The 17629-nt window shown below is 61.2% G+C and carries 14 protein-coding genes and 1 pseudogene; 8 read left to right on the top strand and 7 right to left on the bottom strand.

Going from position 1 to position 17629, the window contains the following annotated elements:
• Together scpB and NKJ40_RS23160 are read left to right on the top strand one after the other, a co-directional pair.
• A complete protein-coding gene (scpB, locus tag NKJ40_RS23165) occupies positions 1-702 on the top strand; it encodes an SMC-Scp complex subunit ScpB (protein ID WP_051409785.1) in 702 nt (233 codons plus the stop codon).
• Positions 699-2516 carry an SWIM zinc finger family protein gene (locus NKJ40_RS23160; RefSeq protein WP_023722825.1) on the top strand — a complete coding sequence of 606 codons (1818 nt, stop codon included), beginning with the start codon at positions 699-701 and terminating at the stop codon, positions 2514-2516. The genes scpB and NKJ40_RS23160 overlap by 4 nt, the downstream gene beginning before the upstream one ends.
• Positions 2517-2598: 82 nt before the next feature.
• On the opposite strand, the gene NKJ40_RS23155 is transcribed toward NKJ40_RS23160, so the two are convergent.
• From NKJ40_RS23155 to NKJ40_RS23135, 5 genes and pseudogenes are all read right to left on the bottom strand, one after another.
• Positions 2599-4917 carry a TOTE conflict system archaeo-eukaryotic primase domain-containing protein gene (locus tag NKJ40_RS23155; protein ID WP_352468044.1) on the bottom strand — a complete coding sequence of 773 codons (2319 nt, stop codon included), beginning with the start codon at positions 4915-4917 and terminating at the stop codon, positions 2599-2601.
• A 154-nt stretch (positions 4918-5071) separates the two neighbouring features.
• Positions 5072-6139 carry a TniQ family protein gene (locus tag NKJ40_RS23150; protein WP_023722827.1) on the bottom strand — a complete coding sequence of 356 codons (1068 nt, stop codon included), beginning with the start codon at positions 6137-6139 and terminating at the stop codon, positions 5072-5074.
• 5 nt (positions 6140-6144) lie between these two features.
• Positions 6145-7022 (bottom strand): annotated as a pseudogene (locus tag NKJ40_RS23145) (TniB family NTP-binding protein).
• Between the two features lie 7 nt (positions 7023-7029).
• Positions 7030-8682, bottom strand: coding sequence for a TnsB C-terminal domain-containing protein (locus NKJ40_RS23140; protein WP_023722830.1), 1653 nt, complete (start codon positions 8680-8682; stop codon positions 7030-7032).
• A 35-nt stretch (positions 8683-8717) separates the two neighbouring features.
• On the bottom strand, positions 8718-8915 hold the full coding sequence (locus NKJ40_RS23135) for a hypothetical protein (protein ID WP_031195293.1): 198 nt from the start codon (positions 8913-8915) through the stop codon (positions 8718-8720).
• On the opposite strand from NKJ40_RS23135, the gene NKJ40_RS23130 reads away from it, so the two are divergent.
• The gene (locus NKJ40_RS23130) at positions 8823-9854 is read left to right on the top strand and encodes an RHE_PE00001 family protein (protein WP_280940438.1); all 1032 of its coding nucleotides are present in this window, start codon (positions 8823-8825) and stop codon (positions 9852-9854) included. The two genes, NKJ40_RS23135 and NKJ40_RS23130, sit on opposite strands and share 93 nt — an antisense overlap.
• A 349-nt stretch (positions 9855-10203) precedes the next feature.
• Here the strand turns inward: NKJ40_RS23130 and NKJ40_RS23125 are convergent, their stop codons facing one another.
• Positions 10204-10509: a hypothetical protein gene (locus NKJ40_RS23125; RefSeq protein ID WP_352468043.1), complete on the bottom strand. Its 306-nt coding sequence runs from the start codon at positions 10507-10509 to the stop codon at positions 10204-10206.
• A gap of 21 nt (positions 10510-10530) precedes the next feature.
• Between NKJ40_RS23125 and NKJ40_RS23120 the strand changes: the two genes are divergently transcribed.
• Positions 10531-12315, top strand: coding sequence for a RecQ family ATP-dependent DNA helicase (locus NKJ40_RS23120; protein WP_023722834.1), 1785 nt, complete (start codon positions 10531-10533; stop codon positions 12313-12315).
• Here NKJ40_RS23120 and NKJ40_RS23115 read toward each other — a convergent pair.
• Positions 12312-12518, bottom strand: coding sequence for a hypothetical protein (locus tag NKJ40_RS23115; protein WP_023722835.1), 207 nt, complete (start codon positions 12516-12518; stop codon positions 12312-12314). The two genes, NKJ40_RS23120 and NKJ40_RS23115, sit on opposite strands and share 4 nt — an antisense overlap.
• Positions 12519-12779: 261 nt before the next feature.
• Between NKJ40_RS23115 and NKJ40_RS23110 the strand changes: the two genes are divergently transcribed.
• The 4 genes from NKJ40_RS23110 to NKJ40_RS23095 all read left to right on the top strand — a co-directional run bounded on the left by NKJ40_RS23110 (position 12780) and on the right by NKJ40_RS23095 (position 17536).
• The gene (locus NKJ40_RS23110) at positions 12780-13223 is read left to right on the top strand and encodes a hypothetical protein (protein ID WP_023722837.1); all 444 of its coding nucleotides are present in this window, start codon (positions 12780-12782) and stop codon (positions 13221-13223) included.
• Positions 13224-13341: 118 nt separating this feature from the next.
• On the top strand, positions 13342-13671 hold the full coding sequence (locus NKJ40_RS23105; protein WP_051409787.1) for a hypothetical protein: 330 nt from the start codon (positions 13342-13344) through the stop codon (positions 13669-13671).
• A 404-nt stretch (positions 13672-14075) separates the two neighbouring features.
• Entirely contained in the window at positions 14076-17072 is a 2997-nt protein-coding gene (locus tag NKJ40_RS23100; RefSeq protein ID WP_023722840.1) for an N-6 DNA methylase, read from the top strand.
• Between the two features lie 170 nt (positions 17073-17242).
• The gene (locus NKJ40_RS23095; RefSeq protein WP_023722841.1) at positions 17243-17536 is read left to right on the top strand and encodes a hypothetical protein; all 294 of its coding nucleotides are present in this window, start codon (positions 17243-17245) and stop codon (positions 17534-17536) included.
• The last annotated feature ends 93 nt before the right edge of the window (positions 17537-17629 follow it).

The raw sequence follows: 17629 nt of genomic DNA, 5'->3' as shown, positions 1-17629 counted from the left end.
ATGGCGGCGCGTCCGACGAAGGCTCGCCGAGGAAATGGGGATGGGCAACGACTGTTGCTTGACCGAGATCTCGACCACCTGCCGCCGGAGGTTCGGTGGCGTGAATGGATGGGGCGGGTCGAGGCCGTCATTTTCGCTTCCCACCAGCCGGTGTCGCGGGAGGTTCTTGCGCGGATGGTGGGCCGCGACTGCAATCTCGATCTTCTGATCGACGACATCCGCGCCGAACTGCGCGGCCGACCCTACGATCTAGTGGCGGTCGCCGACGGCTGGCAGCACCGCACCCGGCCGGCTTTTTCAGACGCTATCCGCGCCGCTTCGGGCGTCAGCGAACAGACCGTCGACCTGTCGCAATCGGAAGCGCTGGTGCTGATGACGGTGGCGTATTTCCAGCCGATCACCCGCGCCGAGCTGTCCGGTTTTTTCGGCCGCGAGATCAGCCGCGACCTCATTGGCAATCTGCGCGGCGCCGGCTTCATTGCTTCCGGACCGCGCGCGCCGCAGCCGGGGGCGCCCTACACCTATGTGACGACGAAGACCTTCCTGTCCCACTTCAGCTTCGAGACGCTGCGCGATCTCCCCGACATGGAGAAGCTCGAGGACGCCGGCCTGCTCGACAAGGCAAAACTGCTCGCCGACTTGTCCGGCGCGCTCGGCATTGTCAGCGAAGACGCAGAGGCGGAGGAGCAGGGGCTGCCATGACGCCACCGCCATTCGGGGAAGACACGATCCGTGCCCTCGCCACCGAGGAATCCTTCGCGCGCGGCAAAAGCTACTTTCGCAGCGGGGCTGTTTCCGAACTCGTGCGCCGCGGCGATGTCCTGACCGCGCAGGTCGAAGGCAGCGAATTCGCGCCTTACGTCGTGTCGGTCAGGCTCCGCGATGGCGGCGTCGCCGACACGCGCGGCGTGATCGAGACACGCTGCTCCTGCCCCTACGACTGGGGCGGCGCCTGCAAGCATGTCGTCGCCGTGCTCCTGAAGTTTGTTGCCAAGCCGGGCGAGGTCGTGGAAAGGCTTCCGCTCGCGGACATGCTCCGGGACCTCGATCGGGCGGCGCTGGCGGCGCTGCTGATCAGCCGGGCCGAGGAGGATCCGGGCTTGGTGCTCTGGCTCGAGGCGGAACTGGCCGTCGGCGCGCCGGACGGATTTTTGGCGGGTGCGCGTCGCACCGCCGTCGATCCGAAACCGATCAGACGGCAGGCTGAGGCGCTGCTGTCGGGGCGCAATTCCCGAAGACGCGGCTGGAGCGACGATGTCCCCGCGATCGACGAGGACGGCGTCGCGGCGCTGATCGACAAGGCGAGGCCTTTCCTCGAGGCGGGTGACGGTCGCAACGCCCTCGCCATTTTGGAGCCGGTCACCGAGGCCCTGGTGCCCGCATGGCTCGAACAGGCCGACTGGGACGAAACGCTGCACGAGTTTTTTCCCGTGCTCGGCCAACTGATCGCCGAGGCGGTCCTGATGAGCGATCTCGCACCTGGCGAACGCGACGACCTGATGGCGCGGCTCGATGTCTGGCAGGGCGAACTCGACGGCTACGGCCTCGACGACCATCTGCAGGTCGCGATCGATGCGCTCGAACAGGGCTGGGATGAGATCGGTCTTGCGGACGTGATGGCCGGCCGGGGACGAACCTGGCCGCTCTCGGGCCTGGGCGACTGGATCATGGAGCGGCTGACGGAAGCCCGGCTGCGGGTGCTCGATATCGGCGGGCGGGCGGAGGAATTTCTCAACCTCGCCAGAGCGGCGGGACGGCATGGCGATCATGCCGCGATGCTCGTGCGGCTGGCACGTGTCGCGGAAGCTGCCGCTTATGCCCGGAAACAGTTTCGCTCCGCCGAAGAGGTTCTGCTGCTCTCACAGGTCTTGAAGGAGGCGGGACAGATCGACGAGGCGCTGGAACTGGCCGAATGGGGTCTGACGCTGAAGGCGGAAGAGGACCGCTCCTATGGGATTGTCGGTCTCGCGCGCTGGCTGCGCGATTGCGCCGCCGCGCTGGCCAGGAGAGAACCCGCATTGACGGCGGCGGGCGCCGCTTTCGAGCACAGTCTGTCGCTCGATGATTTTCGGGCGGCCGAGACCCTGGCCGGACCGGAATGGACGGCGATGCGCGCCCGCCTTCTCGCGAAGCTGGCGGCGGCGAAACACGCTCACGACCGGACCGAGATTTTCCTGAACGAAGGCAGGATCGACGAGGCGGTGCGGTCCGTCGACGTCGAGAACGTTTTGCGCAATCCGTCCAATACGGTTCTTATGCGCCTCGCCGAGGCGGCGCACGCCAGCCATCCCGACTGGGTCATCGATGTCTGCGAGCGCATGGCCGTCAACGTCATGGATTCGGGCCAGGCCGGATTCTACGAACTGGCGGCGCAGTGGCTGGAAAAGGCGGTGCTCGCCTATGATGCGGCGGGCCGGTTCGACGACTGGATCGAAAGAATCGACAAGCTTATCGAAAAACACCGGCGCAAGCACAAGCTCAAGCCGCTGCTCCAAGCGTTGCGCCCGGGCGCATAGGCATGGCCGGACGGCCTTGGAGAGCCAAACCGCCATATCGTCGCACGAACGCGGCAACATCGTCGATAGACCCTGACCGACGCTATTCCAGACGGTAGCCAAGGGTCCGATATCCGGTCCGCCGCTTCGCGGCCATACGCGCCAGAACCTGCACGGCCCCGTCGACATAATCATAGACGAGAACGTCGGACTTGCCCTGATGTTCGCGATGCAGGCGCCCGACATACTGGGCGAGCGTCCCCTTCCACGAGATCGGCATGGTCAGGAACAGCGTGTCGAGCCGATGGTCGTCAAAGCCTTCTCCGAGATAGCGGCCTGTCGCCAGAATGAGCCGTTCCTGATCGTCCGATACGCGAAGGGCAGCCTCGGCCGCATTGCGGTCCGCAGCCTTCATGCCGCCGCGCAGGACCACGAGATTGCGAGCAAACTTGGCAAATCGCGCCTGCAAGCGTTCGAGATGATCCCGCCGTTCGGTCAGCACGACCGGCGACCGCCCCGCTTCCAGCGCCTTCAGCACGTCGTCGAAGATCAGATCGTTGCGGGGCTCGTCCACAGCAAGCGCGGCATAGATTGCTGGCATCGAGGGGCGTTCCATGTTCGCAAGGGAAAGCGGAAGCTGGAATGTGGTCGATCGTTCCAGGACACGGTGGCTCAATGTGCTTTCGATTGCCTGGTGGCGCGCACTCGCGCGATACCGGACCGGTCCGCATTGCATGAAGATGATCGGATGGTGCCCGTCCTTGCGCGCGACAGTCGCCGACAGGCCGAGGACGTATTTCGCCTTGGCGCGCCGCGCCACCAGCTCGAAGCTTGCTGCGGACAGATGATGGCACTCGTCTACGACGAGATGGCCGTAGTCGGCCACCAGATCCGAAACTTCGCCGCGCCGGACAAGGCTCTGGATAAGCGCGATGTCGATAATGCCTGTCGGTTTGCGGCGCCCGCCGCCAATGACGCCGATATGCTGCGGGTCAATTGCGAGGAAGGCTTTCAGACGTTCGACCCACTGGGCGAGCAGTTCTCGGCGGTGCACGAGGATCAGCGTGTTGCGGGCGCGCTGCGCGATCAGTGCCGCGGTGACGACCGTCTTGCCGAATGCCGTGGCGGCAGCTAGCACGCCAAAGTCGTGCGCCGCCAGCGCTTCATTGGCTTCGACCTGCCTGCCCCTCAGCGCGCCGAGAAACCGTGTGCCTTCGGGAAGCGAAGCTCCCGATTCCCGGCGATCCTCCAGGTCGACGTCACCGCCGTGATTCCAGATCAGGCCGATCACCTCGTCCAGACAGCCGCGCGGCAGGCCGACATGACTCGGATGCACCTCCGCGCAGGAAATGATCCGGGGTTTGCCGAAGGTCGACAGGCGCATGGCCTGGGCGCGATAGAACTCCGGATTCTGGAAAGCAGCCAACCGAATGAGCCGCGCCACCATGGTGGCGGGCAGGCCGGTGCGTTCGACATAGGCCTGATCCGCGAGCACGATCTTGATTCGGTCTGGCAGCGGCTCGGTGACTACGATCGGAGCACGCCTGGAAGGCGTCATCCGCCAGGGCTCATCCGCTGCTTCGTCCTCGACCGGCAATCGCACGCCGAGCACGCGGCCCCGCATCTCCGCCTCGTCTACCAAGCGGCTCACCGCGTCGGCGGGCAGAAGCGGCAATGACGACAGGAACGCCCACTGGTCGGCATAGGGACGCAGATCTCGATCGACAAAGACGCTGTTGCCCTGTTCCCGCGCGCGCCGCTGCAGCGGAAGGGCGATGAGGTTCCCGAATCCGCCAATAGGCATGGTGTCCTGGCTTGGAAAGAAGCGGTCGTAAGAAGCAACGCCGATTTCCGGGCGTCGCTCCATGGTCTCGGTCACGAGGAGGGAGCCGAGCTGTCGCGCGGTGCGCGCCGGGATCGGTTCGGAGAAGAAAATCCAGAGATGCCCGCCATTGCCGGACCGCGACCGCTCGAGCGCGGAATCAATGCCCTTGGCATCGCAAGTTTCCATCATGGCGATTGCATCCGCGGACCAACTCTCGCCGTCGAAATCAGCCGCCAGGAACCAGCAGGTTTCGTCGAGCAGCAGCGGGTAGACCCCGGCAACGAAGTTCTCGGAGCCGCGTCGCGACCCGGTCGCGCCACGCAGATGGTTTTCAATTACGTCGTCGGAGACCGGAATGAAGGCCTGACGTGGACATTCGCCACATTTTACCCGCGGCTTGCCGCAGATTCCCTTCACCCACTCATTGGCGCAGGCCGGCGCATAGCCCGACCGCCCCGCCTTCCTGTTTTCCCAGCGGACCGGATGCACGTCCGATCGGCCAGCAAATAGGCGGCGGAACAGAGCAATTTTGTCTACCGCCGTTGACGCATTGGTGACCGGCGCGGCTTCGGCGAAAGGCGCGGACAGGTCCGCCAAGGGGAGCAGTGCCTGTGGCTGATCAAGCTCGACAAGTCTTGCTTCAAGGGCTCGTCGCTCCGCAGCCAGCGATTCCAGGCGGGCACGGATACGGTCAATCTCATCGTCTCTTTCAAAATCGCATTTCGACACAGCCTGAACCACTGTCTGTCAATCAAACGCCAGATATGTCAGCTCGGCCTCCAACAGGCCGATATGCTCTGGTACCATGACCACCTAACTGCCGTTCTCTAACACGTCGATAAGCGCCAATCAGGGCAGAAAGATCGACGCCCTGGATATCAATCGTCCTTTGGGGAGCTTCGTCCTCGATCATGACACGCTTGCGCATCCACTGGCAGAGCGGTTGCAAGGCTGCAGCAAGGCTACCGGCGGCGAGAATGCGCTGACGCCAGAAGATGATTTCGAAAGCCTCCGTCCCGGCCGTCAGATGATCGTGACATTCTTCTGCTATTTGGTCGAAACAGCGGATGCGCGCGGCTGAAGATAGGTTGATCAGCGTCCTGGCCGAGCCGGGATCAACGGCCGTCGGAAGGCTGAGGAGTCGCGCGATCAGCGAACTCTTTGCGAGAAAGCCCTTGGCGGCCTCCATGCGGAGCATGTCATGAAGGCAGCGCTCGAAACGCCGCGTTGCCGCTTTCACGCTGACTTTCGCGGCTGTTCTCAGGTCGAAATGGCAAGTGGCGCAATGATGCTGCGGAATAAGGCCCGATTGATTAAATGCTGCAGTGCCGCTGCCGCAAGACGGACACCGGTCACGCAGCCCGCAGCCGTGCATCGGGCAGGAGATACTGCTCGCCATCCGCCACCGCCGGCGGAAGTAAGGCGCCAAATCGGAGGTGAGGCACTGAGGGCAGAATTGCAGCCAGGTCGAGCGCCCTCGGTGGCCGGTCTGGCGCAGTGGTAGCAGGAGGCGCGTGCGCTCATCCTGCGCAAGGGTCATTGCAGCCAAAGTGTCTCGCGCAACTCCGGAATAGTGATGAAGCAGGCGCGCCGCGCCATCCGGCAGCGCAAGATCGAGCCGCGCCGACCACATGCCGCCGTCTATCCCGAAAACGTCGGCAAAATGGCGCGGTGCGATGCCATTGGCGAACGCCAGGCGATTGAGCCAGCTCGATAGCAGCTCATCCGCTTGCGGCACGACCACGACTGGCCAGCGGTCGGAATGAATCTCCCGGTAGTGCGACTGCACTTCGATCGCGAACTCGGCCGTGCCGGTCATAGCCGCTATAGCAGGGCTTCGCGCACCGGCGCCTGACGACGGGCCGAGAGTGGAATGTGGCCTAACCGATCGATCATCGCCATCGAGATGCACTCGGCGCCGGATCGGACGGCGACCGCCGCCGCCTTGGTGAGGATGGCGACGACCTCGCCGATCAGGCCCTCCGAGAGCGAAAAGATCTTGCGCGCCATCTCTTCCTCCGACAGGTCGGAGCTTTTGGCGAGCGGCAGGGCCGCCTCGAGACTGTCGAGGAGCGCCAGATATTCTTCGCCATAGCGCCACCGCGGGACCGCGCACAGCTCGAACCGGCTCGCCATTTCATCGGTCGCATTGATAAAGTCATAGACGGCGACCTCACCGATCAGCACCGGCGAGATGTCGTGAATCCGGCCAAGCCGACGCAGGAAGGCGAAGATCGCCTCGACGTCGCGGGTGCGGCCGCGTAACGCGTTGTGGAATTCGTCGAAGATCAGGATTCGGGGCGCGAGGCTGGCGAGCAAGTGATCGAGTTGCGCAGCCTTCCGACCACATTGCGGACGTTGCCGATCGGCGCTTTCAGCGCCTGAAGGACGCTGGCATAGAAATGGGCAAGCCCCGCGCCCTCGTGGGTTTGCACGATCCAGACCCGTTGCGTCGGAGACATCCTCAAATGCTCGATTGCGAATCGCTCGGCGACCATCGTCTTGCCGTTGGCGTAAGGACCAATCAGCATCAGGCCGCCGGTGCGCAGTGCAGCCGGACGGGAAAGCAAGTCGGCCAACCGCTCATGAGCGTCCAGCGCCGCGTGATGGCCGATCCAGCGCGGCGAGCGGATGAAGGCGATCCGCTCCTCGATGTTTCCATCGAGATAGGGCCGTACATGGTCGAGAAGATGATCGGCCATTCACGCGCTACCATTCTTCGATCGGCAGCCGCCGCTTTTGACGCACCGGGTGCTCCACCGGGGCCGGCGGCACCGGCGCCATTGCCTCATAAGGCTTGGAAGCTCCCGCCGCATGGCCAGCGCGAACGGCGTTGCGCAATTCCGTCTTCTTGTGCTTGGCGGTTCCGGCAACGGACGCAATCTCACGGCGGAGCTGGACCTTCTCGACATTCGACCGGGCATTCGCCATCCGGCGGTTGGCGCGGTCGCTTTCGTGCTCCCACAGGGTGACCGGCGTCAAAATCCCGTCACGGCGCCGGACCGAGCGAAAGGCGACACCTGCGGGGTCGCGGACATAGACATGACTGATGTCGCGCGGATCGTAACGAATCTCCAGCTTGCCCAACCGGTCGCGTTCGGGAACGAACGAACCGAGCCATGGCGCGTAATAGAACAGGGCAAACATGCTGATGCCTTGCGGCGTCAGGCGCCGTTCGGCACCCGGCAGAAACGTCAGCAGGACGTCATGCGCGTCGTAATTGAAGCGCGGATTATCCACCGCGTGTGCCTGCCACTCGGTAAGCGGCACTTTTAGCGTCTTGGCGTTCTCCTGGAGATTGTGATCGACGACAGCAAGCGCGACGCAACGCTCGAGATCGGCAAAGCTCAGGCAAGCACGTTTCTCGGACGGATATTCGTCACGGTCGGCCACCGATCGTCCGGTCGATCCCGGGTGCGTAGCAAGCACGGCATTGAGCTTGCCCAGCAGACGCTCGACCACACCACCCTGATGGACGCGGCCGCGGTCACGATATCGGATGCCGATGCCGTATTCCTCGCAGCCGCGCTGAAACGCCCGCCCCTTGAACTCCTTGGCCGAGTCCGTGACGAGTCGGCGTGGTCGGCCGAGCATTGGCCAGTCATGGTCAAGGCCGCGTGCGGCCATCCACTGCTCCTTCGGGCACATTGCGTGCGCAAGACAGAGTGCGACGGAGAGGGAAGACGGCTTTTCCAGGGACAGGCAGAAACCCAGAATGCAGCGCGAGAACACGTCGGTGAGGATGGTCAGGTAGGCGCGGCCGACGAAAATGCCGGCACCGTCGACCACCTCGACGAAGTTGATGTCGGTCGGCGTGTGATCGATCTGACAGACGTCGAGCGGGCGCGGGGCATGGATATAGCCCGGCCGCGGCTTGAGGCGACGAAGGTGCTTCGGGTTGGCTGACCGCCCCTTGGCAATCTCTTCCGGCGTGAACAAAGCCGGGATGCGGCGCGCGGCGGCAATGTAGGACGGCGGTCGAAGGCCGGCCTCCTCGCAACGCGCGCGGATTTCGGCGACGACAGGGGCAAGCGGCGGCGCTTCCAGAACAAGCCACTGCTCGCGCAATGTCGCAGCAATGATTTCCTCGATCTTCGACGGCAACCGCTTCCGGCGTGTGTTGCCCGTTTTCGGCAAGAGCACCGTTACTGTTCGGTCGTCACGATAGCGCGCCAGGAGATTGTAGATCTGACGGGTCGACAACTGCAGCTCAGCCGCTACGCGAGCAATCGCCGATCGGCGCGGCGCGGAACCATCGAGGACCTTGTCGAGTTCGCTCGCTATCCGCCGCGCCTGCGACCAGTGGTCGTCGGTCGCAGTTCGGGACGCGGCCGAAGGCCCCTTTTGCACCAGCTTCTGCAAGGCGGCACCCCATGATTGAAATTCTTAGCGAGAAATCAGTCGCGCAATACCACCCAAAGCCAACGCGGATATGACATTCGCAGGATTGAAATCCGCAAGTAAAAGCCACAACCGCGGCACTGACCCGCCTCGACGAGCGGCTGGCCCGCTCGCCCGTCCGCGACGGCTTTGTCGAACGCCAGAACTTTGCAGATGCCGCCGCCGCGCTGTGGATCGAGGGCGAGCTCGTGCACCTTGAGGATCTCGTCCTGCACGACGCCCATATGGACATCCGCACCCCGACCCATGAGCTCACCCGGGCACATGCGGTGCTGCGCGCCCGCCGCCACATTTTTGCGAACAAGCCGAACTGGGCGCTCGGCCGCGACGGGCTTTTGGCGCTGACTGGCCGCGGCGGCGCAGCTGCGGAGCCGGCGCAAAAAGGCCGCGACGGCGAGGGTGCCTGGCCTTCTGAAGAGGGCGTCGATGAGGGGGGGTCGTCGGCCGAGCAGGACGCGTTGGCGCACGAGTTCGCCGAAATCGACGCCTTGCTCGCCCGATCGACAAAGGTGCTCGCCGGCATCGAGGCCGGTCCAAAAAGGCCGATCGCGAACGACCGGCCGGCGCTGGTCTACGACCTCGACTGGGATGAGGATGCACGGCTGGTTGAATGGCAGGCAGTGCTGCAGGCAACAATCGACCTGCCCGCCGTGCTGCGCGTCGCGTTGCTTATCGACGCCTGGACCGAGATCGAGGTCTTGCAGCACGCGCCATGGCTCGGGCCGCTTTTGGCCGCGGCCCTGCTGCGTCAGACCGGCACGACCGCCAACCATCTCGCCAGTCTCTCTGTCGGCTTGCGCGCTATCCAAAGGGACCGGCGGCGCGCCCGTGAGAAAAGTGTGCGGCTGCTCGCTGTCCTCGAGACCATCCACGCGGCGGCATCGGCCGGGCTGAAAGAACATGACCGGCTGGTGCTGGCGCGGTGCCAGCTGGAGCGGCGCTTGCGGTCGCGGCGGACGAACTCGCAACTGCCGCGGCTGATAGACTTGGTCCTGGCGCGGCCGCTGGTGTCGACGGCCATGGTCCAGAAGGAACTGGAGGTCAGCCGGCAGGGTGCGCAGGATCTTGTAGGTGCGCTCAATCTGCGCGAAATCACCGGCCGAAAGCGGTTCCAGGCCTGGGCCGTTGTCTGATGACCGGGAATGCAGCGCGTTCTCGGCGTCCGTGCGTCGCCGCCGGCCCGTCGGGCCCTCGATCACCTCCAGCCGACCGGCATAGCCGTCGCTTGAGGCGTCCAATTGGACGCCCATTTTGCCGTCTCTATCCATGCAGTCACCTCCGTCCAAATCAGAGGATTCTTCGCATGGTCAGGCCAGGCTGAGCAGGGCCGGAATCGAGGGGGTCGGATGAGCGCTTACAGGCGTTCACACACGAGAAAGAATGGTTCGCTGCCATCGTGCGGGCGGCGACGGCTGCGGAAAGCTGCCTGGAAGCCAATCTTTGAATCTGGCGACATGTAACGCCTGGCACCGGATACTCAGATCAGGCCGCAGGCGGAGTAGCATTCGCCGTCGGCGAAAACCGTTGTCGAGAATTTCGGAGCGGGATTTCTGCGCCGATCTGCAGGGCTTCCTTGATCAGGCCACCCGGACTTTGAAGAACGACGGATATCCGCTCCTTTTTCTCTACCAGCTCGTGGAACCGATCGGTGGCGCCATCGGTGATCTCGCCCTTGATGCTGATAATTTCGAGGTCGCCCGGGAGATCGAGAAGTTCGACTTCGGCGGCTATCGCTGAACTTGAAAAGATTGCCAGCCCCATCATCGCGCAGACGGCTGCCCAACGCATCATAAAATTCAAGAACCCCCGTTGCCCAGCCTATTCTCTACCAAAGCGGTGGCGCTGATCAATGGTCAGTCTTTGGTAAACCCACGTCTGCTACAGGTCTGTACCTTCACGGGGGATGGGCATGACCGGATGATGGACCAATCGTCTAACGCAGGCACATGGCAGGTCACTCGCCTCCTGGTTCTCAAACGCGACAACTACCGCTGCGTGGCCTGCTCGACACCCGTGAAATCCGCCGAGGCTGATGTTCACCATCTCCTGCCGCGGTCAATGGGCGGAAGTGACGAACTCTCGAACCTCATCACCCTCTGCGATGGGTGCCACGCATCTCATCATCCAAATCTTGCAGGCGGACTAGCACGCAGGGTTATCGAAAGATGGGCGGTCAGGCTGGCCAGATGGCTGGATACTGACGGTCAGTATTCGGAAGCGGTCGCGAATTTCGGCCCGGCTCTCCGTCTCTTCGGGTTGGATCGGTTCCGCCAAGGGCAACTGCCGATCGTTCTGGCTGCCCTGTCAGGCAAATCCGTTCTCGTCGTCAGCCCAACCGGATCCGGCAAGACGCTGTGCTTCCAACTTCCTGCGGTTCTCCGTTGCGGTCTCACCATGGTTGTCAGTCCGCTGAAGACCCTGATGGCGGAGCAGGTATCGGACCTACTCGCCAAAAAGATTCCGGCCACCTTCATCAATAGCGATCTGAATGCAGAAGAGAAGCAAACGCGGTTTTCGTTGCTCGGCCAATCCGCGATCAAATTGCTGTATCTCGCACCCGAGCGGTTTTTCGTCCGCAGCGAGGAAGAGCGACAGCGCCTCAAGCAAACGAAGCCAACATTCCTGGTCGTCGACGAAGCCCATTGCGTCGACCAATGGGGTCGCGATTTCCGAACTGAATACGGCCGCCTACGTGAGGTCAGGGAGAAATTGGGATCGCCACCCGTGCTCGCATTTACTGCGACGGCAGGGAGGGAGATGCAGGAACGCATCCTGGCTTCGCTTGGTGTTGACGATGCCGTAGTTTTCGTCCGGGACGTAGACCGCCCCAACATCGCGCTCGCCCGTTGGAGGTGTGCGACCGAACACAGGGCAACGGAAATCGCTACTCTGCTCAGATTGCCTCAGCTCCGCGGCCAGAAGGCGATGATCTTCGTGCCGTCGGTAGCAGTCGGCGAGCACTTGCAGCAGGCACTATGCGATGGCGGGCTTGATGTCCCGTTGTACCATTCGAAGCTGGGAACCTCTTGGGATCGTCAGGAACTCGTGAAAAGATTCCTCGGGCAGAGCAGACCGTCAGTCGACCAGATCATTTGCACGAACGCGTTTGGGATGGGTCTCGATGTCCCGAACGTCCGCCTGGTGATCCACTGGCAGCAGTCGGCCTCTGTCGAGGATCAACTGCAAGAATTCGGCCGCGCGGGCCGGGACGGAAGGCCCTCTGTGGCTGTCATGTTCCACAATGGCTCAAGTGTAAACCGCGACGTCTCGCGTCTTCGATTCATGGCCGAGAAAACAGTCGCATCGACTGATGTCTTGATTGTCGATCGCGAACACAGGCTTGAACAACGCTTCCGCCAGATCGACCAGGTGAACGAGATGATGAGGTCGCAGAGCTGTATGAGAGAGGCGATCTCGACCTACTTCCAAGGCCCGAAATCCAGGGAACGTCCGAGTCTGTCAGTCAGAATTCTCGACTGGGTATTCGGGAGCCGCTCGCCCACAATGGGATTTCGAGCTTGCTGTGATCATTGCGACCGGGCCGAAATCAAGAGGCGTGGCATGAGCGGATACGTTGCCGGGGTTCTCAGCTAGCGATCTATGCGCCCTAGCCGATCTCGATCGTCTACAGATTTGTCAGCCGCCCGGATGATGCCTTTGGCAACCGGACGCTGCCCGATCCAGCTCACGGGTATCTTTGCCAAGGCCACCTTCTCGGGGCCCTTGAAGATGACCTCACCCTTGAGGCTGTCGAAATCGATGTCGAAAAGCAGCAGGTGATCAGTACTCGTGTCCATATGCCGAAAGACCGGTCCGCGTCCGTACCGGTTGCCTTCACCTGAACGGATCGCCCGTCAGCCGCATGGCAAACGATGACATGCCGCCTTGGATGACCGGGAAAGCGGCTGTCCGATTGGCAAGCTGACGGCCGACACGTACCAAATCGTGGTGAAAAAGGGGCTTCTCGAGTGAAGCAACGGGAAAGCTGTACGGCTTCATAATTCTGTTGCCGGGGCTCAGATAGATGTGATTGTGTCGACGAAGGGTCGGGCTTGGGGATGGCGAATGCTTCGGACAGTAGCGATGTATCTGGTTTTGATGCCGGTTCCGCTTTCGCACAATCCGCAGAGACTGCCGCCTTTCTCTTTAGCGGGATCTCCGACACCGGGAGTGAACCCGTCACTGAAATGTTTAGGGCACGCAACCTCGAGCGATTGTCGGAAGAACCACCAACCCTCCAGACGCAGATCGACATGATCAATCGGCAAACCCAAGAGACTGTCTATCCGCCTCTCAGCTCGAGCACGGTCTATTGGCCACAGAAGGACGGCGTACCTTACGAGTATCGGCAGGATCCCGGCTTCGGATGCGGTGCTCGGGAGGGTGGATACATCAAGTGCAACAGCGACAGTATGCACGGTTCGATCCTGCGGGAACCGTCCCGGATTATTGCTGCTGTAAGCTACTTCAACGCCAATTTCTGCAAAACCAAGGCATTCTAGAGGTAGAAGGGCCGATTGTCGGCCTGGAAGATCAGGCATGTACCCGCTGAGCGCCATGAATGGTGCTTGAATTCCCTTCCTCTTTGTCCGAGTGTCGCCGCGGTCGTGGAGGGGCATGATGACAATCAGAACAGTGTTAATAGCGTCGTTTCTCATCGTGTCGACGTTGTACGCGCACGCGCAGGAGATCCCAAGGTATGACCCGGCGGGGTACGGCAAGGACGTTTCCGATGTGAGCGGCGGATCAGCGATGATCTACAACGGATGCATGAAAATGGAACAAGAGGCTTACGACGATCTCAGGCCTGTGTGGTCTGGCGTTCCATCACAGACTCGCAGCTATTGTGACGAAGTCGCCAATGTCAGTGGAAGTTCCTACTCAATCCTGAAGGGCTGCGTCGAAATGGAAGCGAACGCGTCGGCATCAAGACCAGAGTTCAAATTCTAATGGCGCGTCGTTTCCTCGCGTCCGCCTGGCTCTTACTGCTGCCAACCATGGCGACAGCCGCCGAACCCACCGTCGTCAGTTGCCAGTTCGAGAAGATGCCTCCCATGATCCTGACATTCCGCGGTGGCATGGGTGCCGACGACAACTCGCTTCAAGTTGGCCAGACTAAGCCCGTTCCTATGAGTGTAGGATCGAATTTGATGACAGCAGCCTACGGCGCTCAAGAATTCACATTTTCCCTAAGGCTCCCTGCGAACGTAAGCGTCAGCGCTCCCGGTCAGGACACCCAGACGTTCTATGGCGAGTGCATAAGCTCGCTGCAGCAGTGAACGAAAAAGCCTTCCGGTTGCACAAGAGGTGCGAACGGTGAATGGTGTGATCGGTTTGACGGGGCGGATACTGTATTGCTCGAATTATTTTCGCGGATAGCGCGGCGGAACGACAAGCGGACGGAATCGGAAATCCAGGCGGACGTGCGACAGTTTATTCTGTCTGCACCGTTCGAACTAGAGGATGACGATGTCCGCATCGTAAATCTTGAAGCCCAGGTGGGTGACGGCAAGCGGATTGACGTCGAGGTCGGCTCCACCGTCATCGAGGTGAAGCGAGATCTTCGTCGTGAGAAAGCGAAGCGCGAAGCGGAAGAACAGCTGGCGGACTATGTTGCCCGCCGCATGACACAGACGGGGCTTCGATATGTCGGCGTGCTGACCGACGGCACCGAGTGGATTTGCTACAACCTCGTTGATGACCGCCTCCATCTGGTATCCGCGATAACGCTCGTCGCTGGCGAGGTCGAGAGGCTCGTCGTCTGGCTTGAGGGTGTCTTGGCGACTGCCCACGGCATCGCGCCGACCGCACAGAACATTGAAATGCGCCTTGGTGCCGGCAGCAGTTCCTATGCGCTCGATCGGGCAACGCTGTCCTCACTCTACGAACGGAACAAGACAAACCCGAGCGTAATCATGAAGCGGACGCTTTGGGCCCGCCTTTTGACATCGGCACTCGGGACCCAGTTCGAAGATACCGATGACCTCTTTATTGAGCACACGCTGCTGGTAAATTCGGCGGAGATCATCGCGCACGCCGTTCTCGGGCTTCATCTCGAATCCATTTCGCCTGCTGCCCTCCTTGCTGGCGATAAATTCGATGAGAGCGGCATCTACGGCGTTGTCGAACCAGATTTCTTCGATTGGGTTGTAGAGGTTGAGGAAGGCGACACATTCGTCAGGACGCTTGCCAAGAGACTGGCGCGGTTCGACTGGAGCGCTGTTGAGCAGGACGTTCTCAAGGTGCTCTACGAAAGCGTCATTGGCGCTGAAACCCGAAAGCGGCTGGGGGAATACTACACCCCCGACTGGCTGGCTCATGTGATCGTTGCCGAGACGGTCACTGATCCATTGGAATCACGAGTGCTAGATGCCGCCTGCGGATCGGGAACATTCCTGTTTCACGCGATCCGAAAATATGTCGCGGCCGCGGAATCTGCTGGCATCGGCATTCGGGAAATGATCGATGGGATTACCAAGCACGTGGTTGGCATGGATTTGCATCCTGTCGCCGTCACGCTTGCCCGCGTCACCTATCTTCTGGCGATCGGGCGCGAAAGGCTCACCGACGAGGATCGCGGCGTAATCCAGATTCCTGTCTACCTTGGTGACTCCCTGCAGTTTCAGGAACAGGGTGTCGATCTTTGGTCGGCAGGAAATCTTGTCATCCGTGCAGACGACGAGCGCGAGTTGTTCGATTCCGAACTCCGCTTTCCCGATGCTCTGCTCGAAGACGCGGCCAGGTTTGACCTTCTTGTGAACGAAATGGCCAACAAGGCGGCAGGCAGGAAAGCGGGTGATCCCATCCCTTCGCTGAACCCTGTGTTCAACCGGTTGGCTATTCCGGAGCAGCACCGCGCGGTTATCAATGGTACCTTCAAAACGATGTGCCGCCTTCACGACGAAGGACGAGACCATATCTGGGGCTACTATGTGCGGAACCTGGCGAGGCCGCTCTGGATGTCGCGTCCAGGCAACCGCGTGGACGTGCTGATCGGGAATCCGCCATGGCTTGCTTACCGACATATGCCAGCAAACATGCAGGCGACTTTTCGTAAGATGAGCGAGGCCCGTGGTCTTTGGGCTGGCGCAGAAATCGCGACCCATCAGGATTTGGCGGGTCTCTTTGTCGTAAGGGCTAGCGAACTCTATCTTCGCAAAGACGGCAAATTCGGTCTCGTGCTGCCAAATGCGGCAATCGACCGGGATCATTATGATGGTTTCCGGCGCGGGCATTATGGCGACGGAGCTGGAGGACTTGCGCTTTCATTCGGCCCTTCATGGGATCTCCGGCGCATACGACCCCACTTTTTCCCGAGGGCGGCGAGTGTGGTATTCGGAACGAGGTCGGAAGTCAGCCGACCGATGCCTGAAGAAGCGGAAATCTGGTCTGGCCGCTTGCGGACACCCAACAGCCACTGGGAAGAAGCCCGCCTTTCTCTCGTGCGGGCTGACGGCAAAGTCCGCCGGGTCGGGCAGATTACGAAATCGCCATATGCTCCGGCGTTTACGCAAGGGGCGACCTTCACGCCGCGAGTTGCTTTTGTTGTCGAGAAACAAGAGGTGTCACCACTTGGACGGGTTCAGGGCACCGTTGCGGTGAAATCGTCGCGAAGCGTTCAAGAAAAGAAGCCGTGGAAGGACTCGCCCGCGATAGAGGGCGTGATTGAGTCGGAATTCGTGCGGCCGTATTTTACGGGCGACAACGTGTTTCCTTACCGGGTTGGCAATCCGCTTCTTTCGGTGATCCCATGCAGTGCGCGAGAACTTCTCGACCAAAGCCAGATCGAAATGCACCCCGGCCTGCATCAATGGTGGTCTCGAGCCGTCGAGTTGTGGGACAGCAATCGCTCAAGCGATCGGATGACACTTGCCGATCGGCTCGACTATCAAACGACCCTTTCCAAGCAGCTTCCGATCCCCCCGCTTCGGGTGGTCTACAACCGTGCTGGTATGCATGTCGCCGCAGCTAAAATCGATAACCGCAGAGCCATTGTCGCCAACGGGCTCTATTGGGCTGCGGTTCATTCCGTCCAGGAAGCAGATTACCTTTGCGCGGTGTTGAACGCGCCTGTAACCACGGAGCTTGCCAGGCCGTTCATGTCGTATGGCAAGGACGAGCGCGATATCCACAAGCACGTCTGGGAAGTGCCTATCCCGCTATACGATGCCAATAATGAAATTCATCGGACGCTATCGAGGTTGGGCAGTGCGGCCGAAAGCATTGTGGCAGGCTTTGCAATCGACCGTGATCTCCATTTCGCGGCCACGCGACGACATATCCGGGAACTCCTGGATTCCACAGACGAAGGCCGCGAGATCAACGAGATCGTGTTCGAGCTGCTGTCGTAATCAAGGGTAATCCGCATGACCAATGCAGTGGAAGATGCTCTCGCTGATTTGCGGGGCGAAGTCGAAGGTGGTGGCGAGCTGGCGGCTGCTACCAAATCGCGGCGGAACACGGACTCAATCCAATTCTTTTGGAACGAAAATTCACGGAACGCTTCGGATCGGCTCCCGCAGTGCTCGAAAAGCTGGAACACGCCAGGGCGTCAGCTCGCCCCGAGATCGACTACGAGATCGACTACGAGAAGGTGAAGTCACTGGTCGAATACCAGTGCAAGAGATTCCGAGTGAAACCTGACAAATTCTTTCCGCTCAAAGGGAAAACCAAAGTCACGATCACCTCGCGGCTCGTGGGCGACCACATGATTCATATCGACGTGGACTTTTACGAATGCGCCGTTATCGAGAGGGTCGGCAACCAAGTGCGCGAGGGCTTGGAAGCATTGTGGGGAAACCGGACGAGCAAATGATCCACCTTCTCGCCTCCAGCAGAGGCCGAGCGCGATATACATTCAATGGCAACAACAATTGACAAGTTGATAATCGTTGCAGACGGCACTAAC

Origin of the sequence: Mesorhizobium sp. M0119 (assembly GCF_040322615.1) — a bacterium.
In the GTDB taxonomy this organism is placed as follows: Bacteria; Pseudomonadota; Alphaproteobacteria; order Rhizobiales; family Rhizobiaceae; genus Mesorhizobium.
This window is presented reverse-complemented; position numbering and strand designations above follow the sequence as displayed.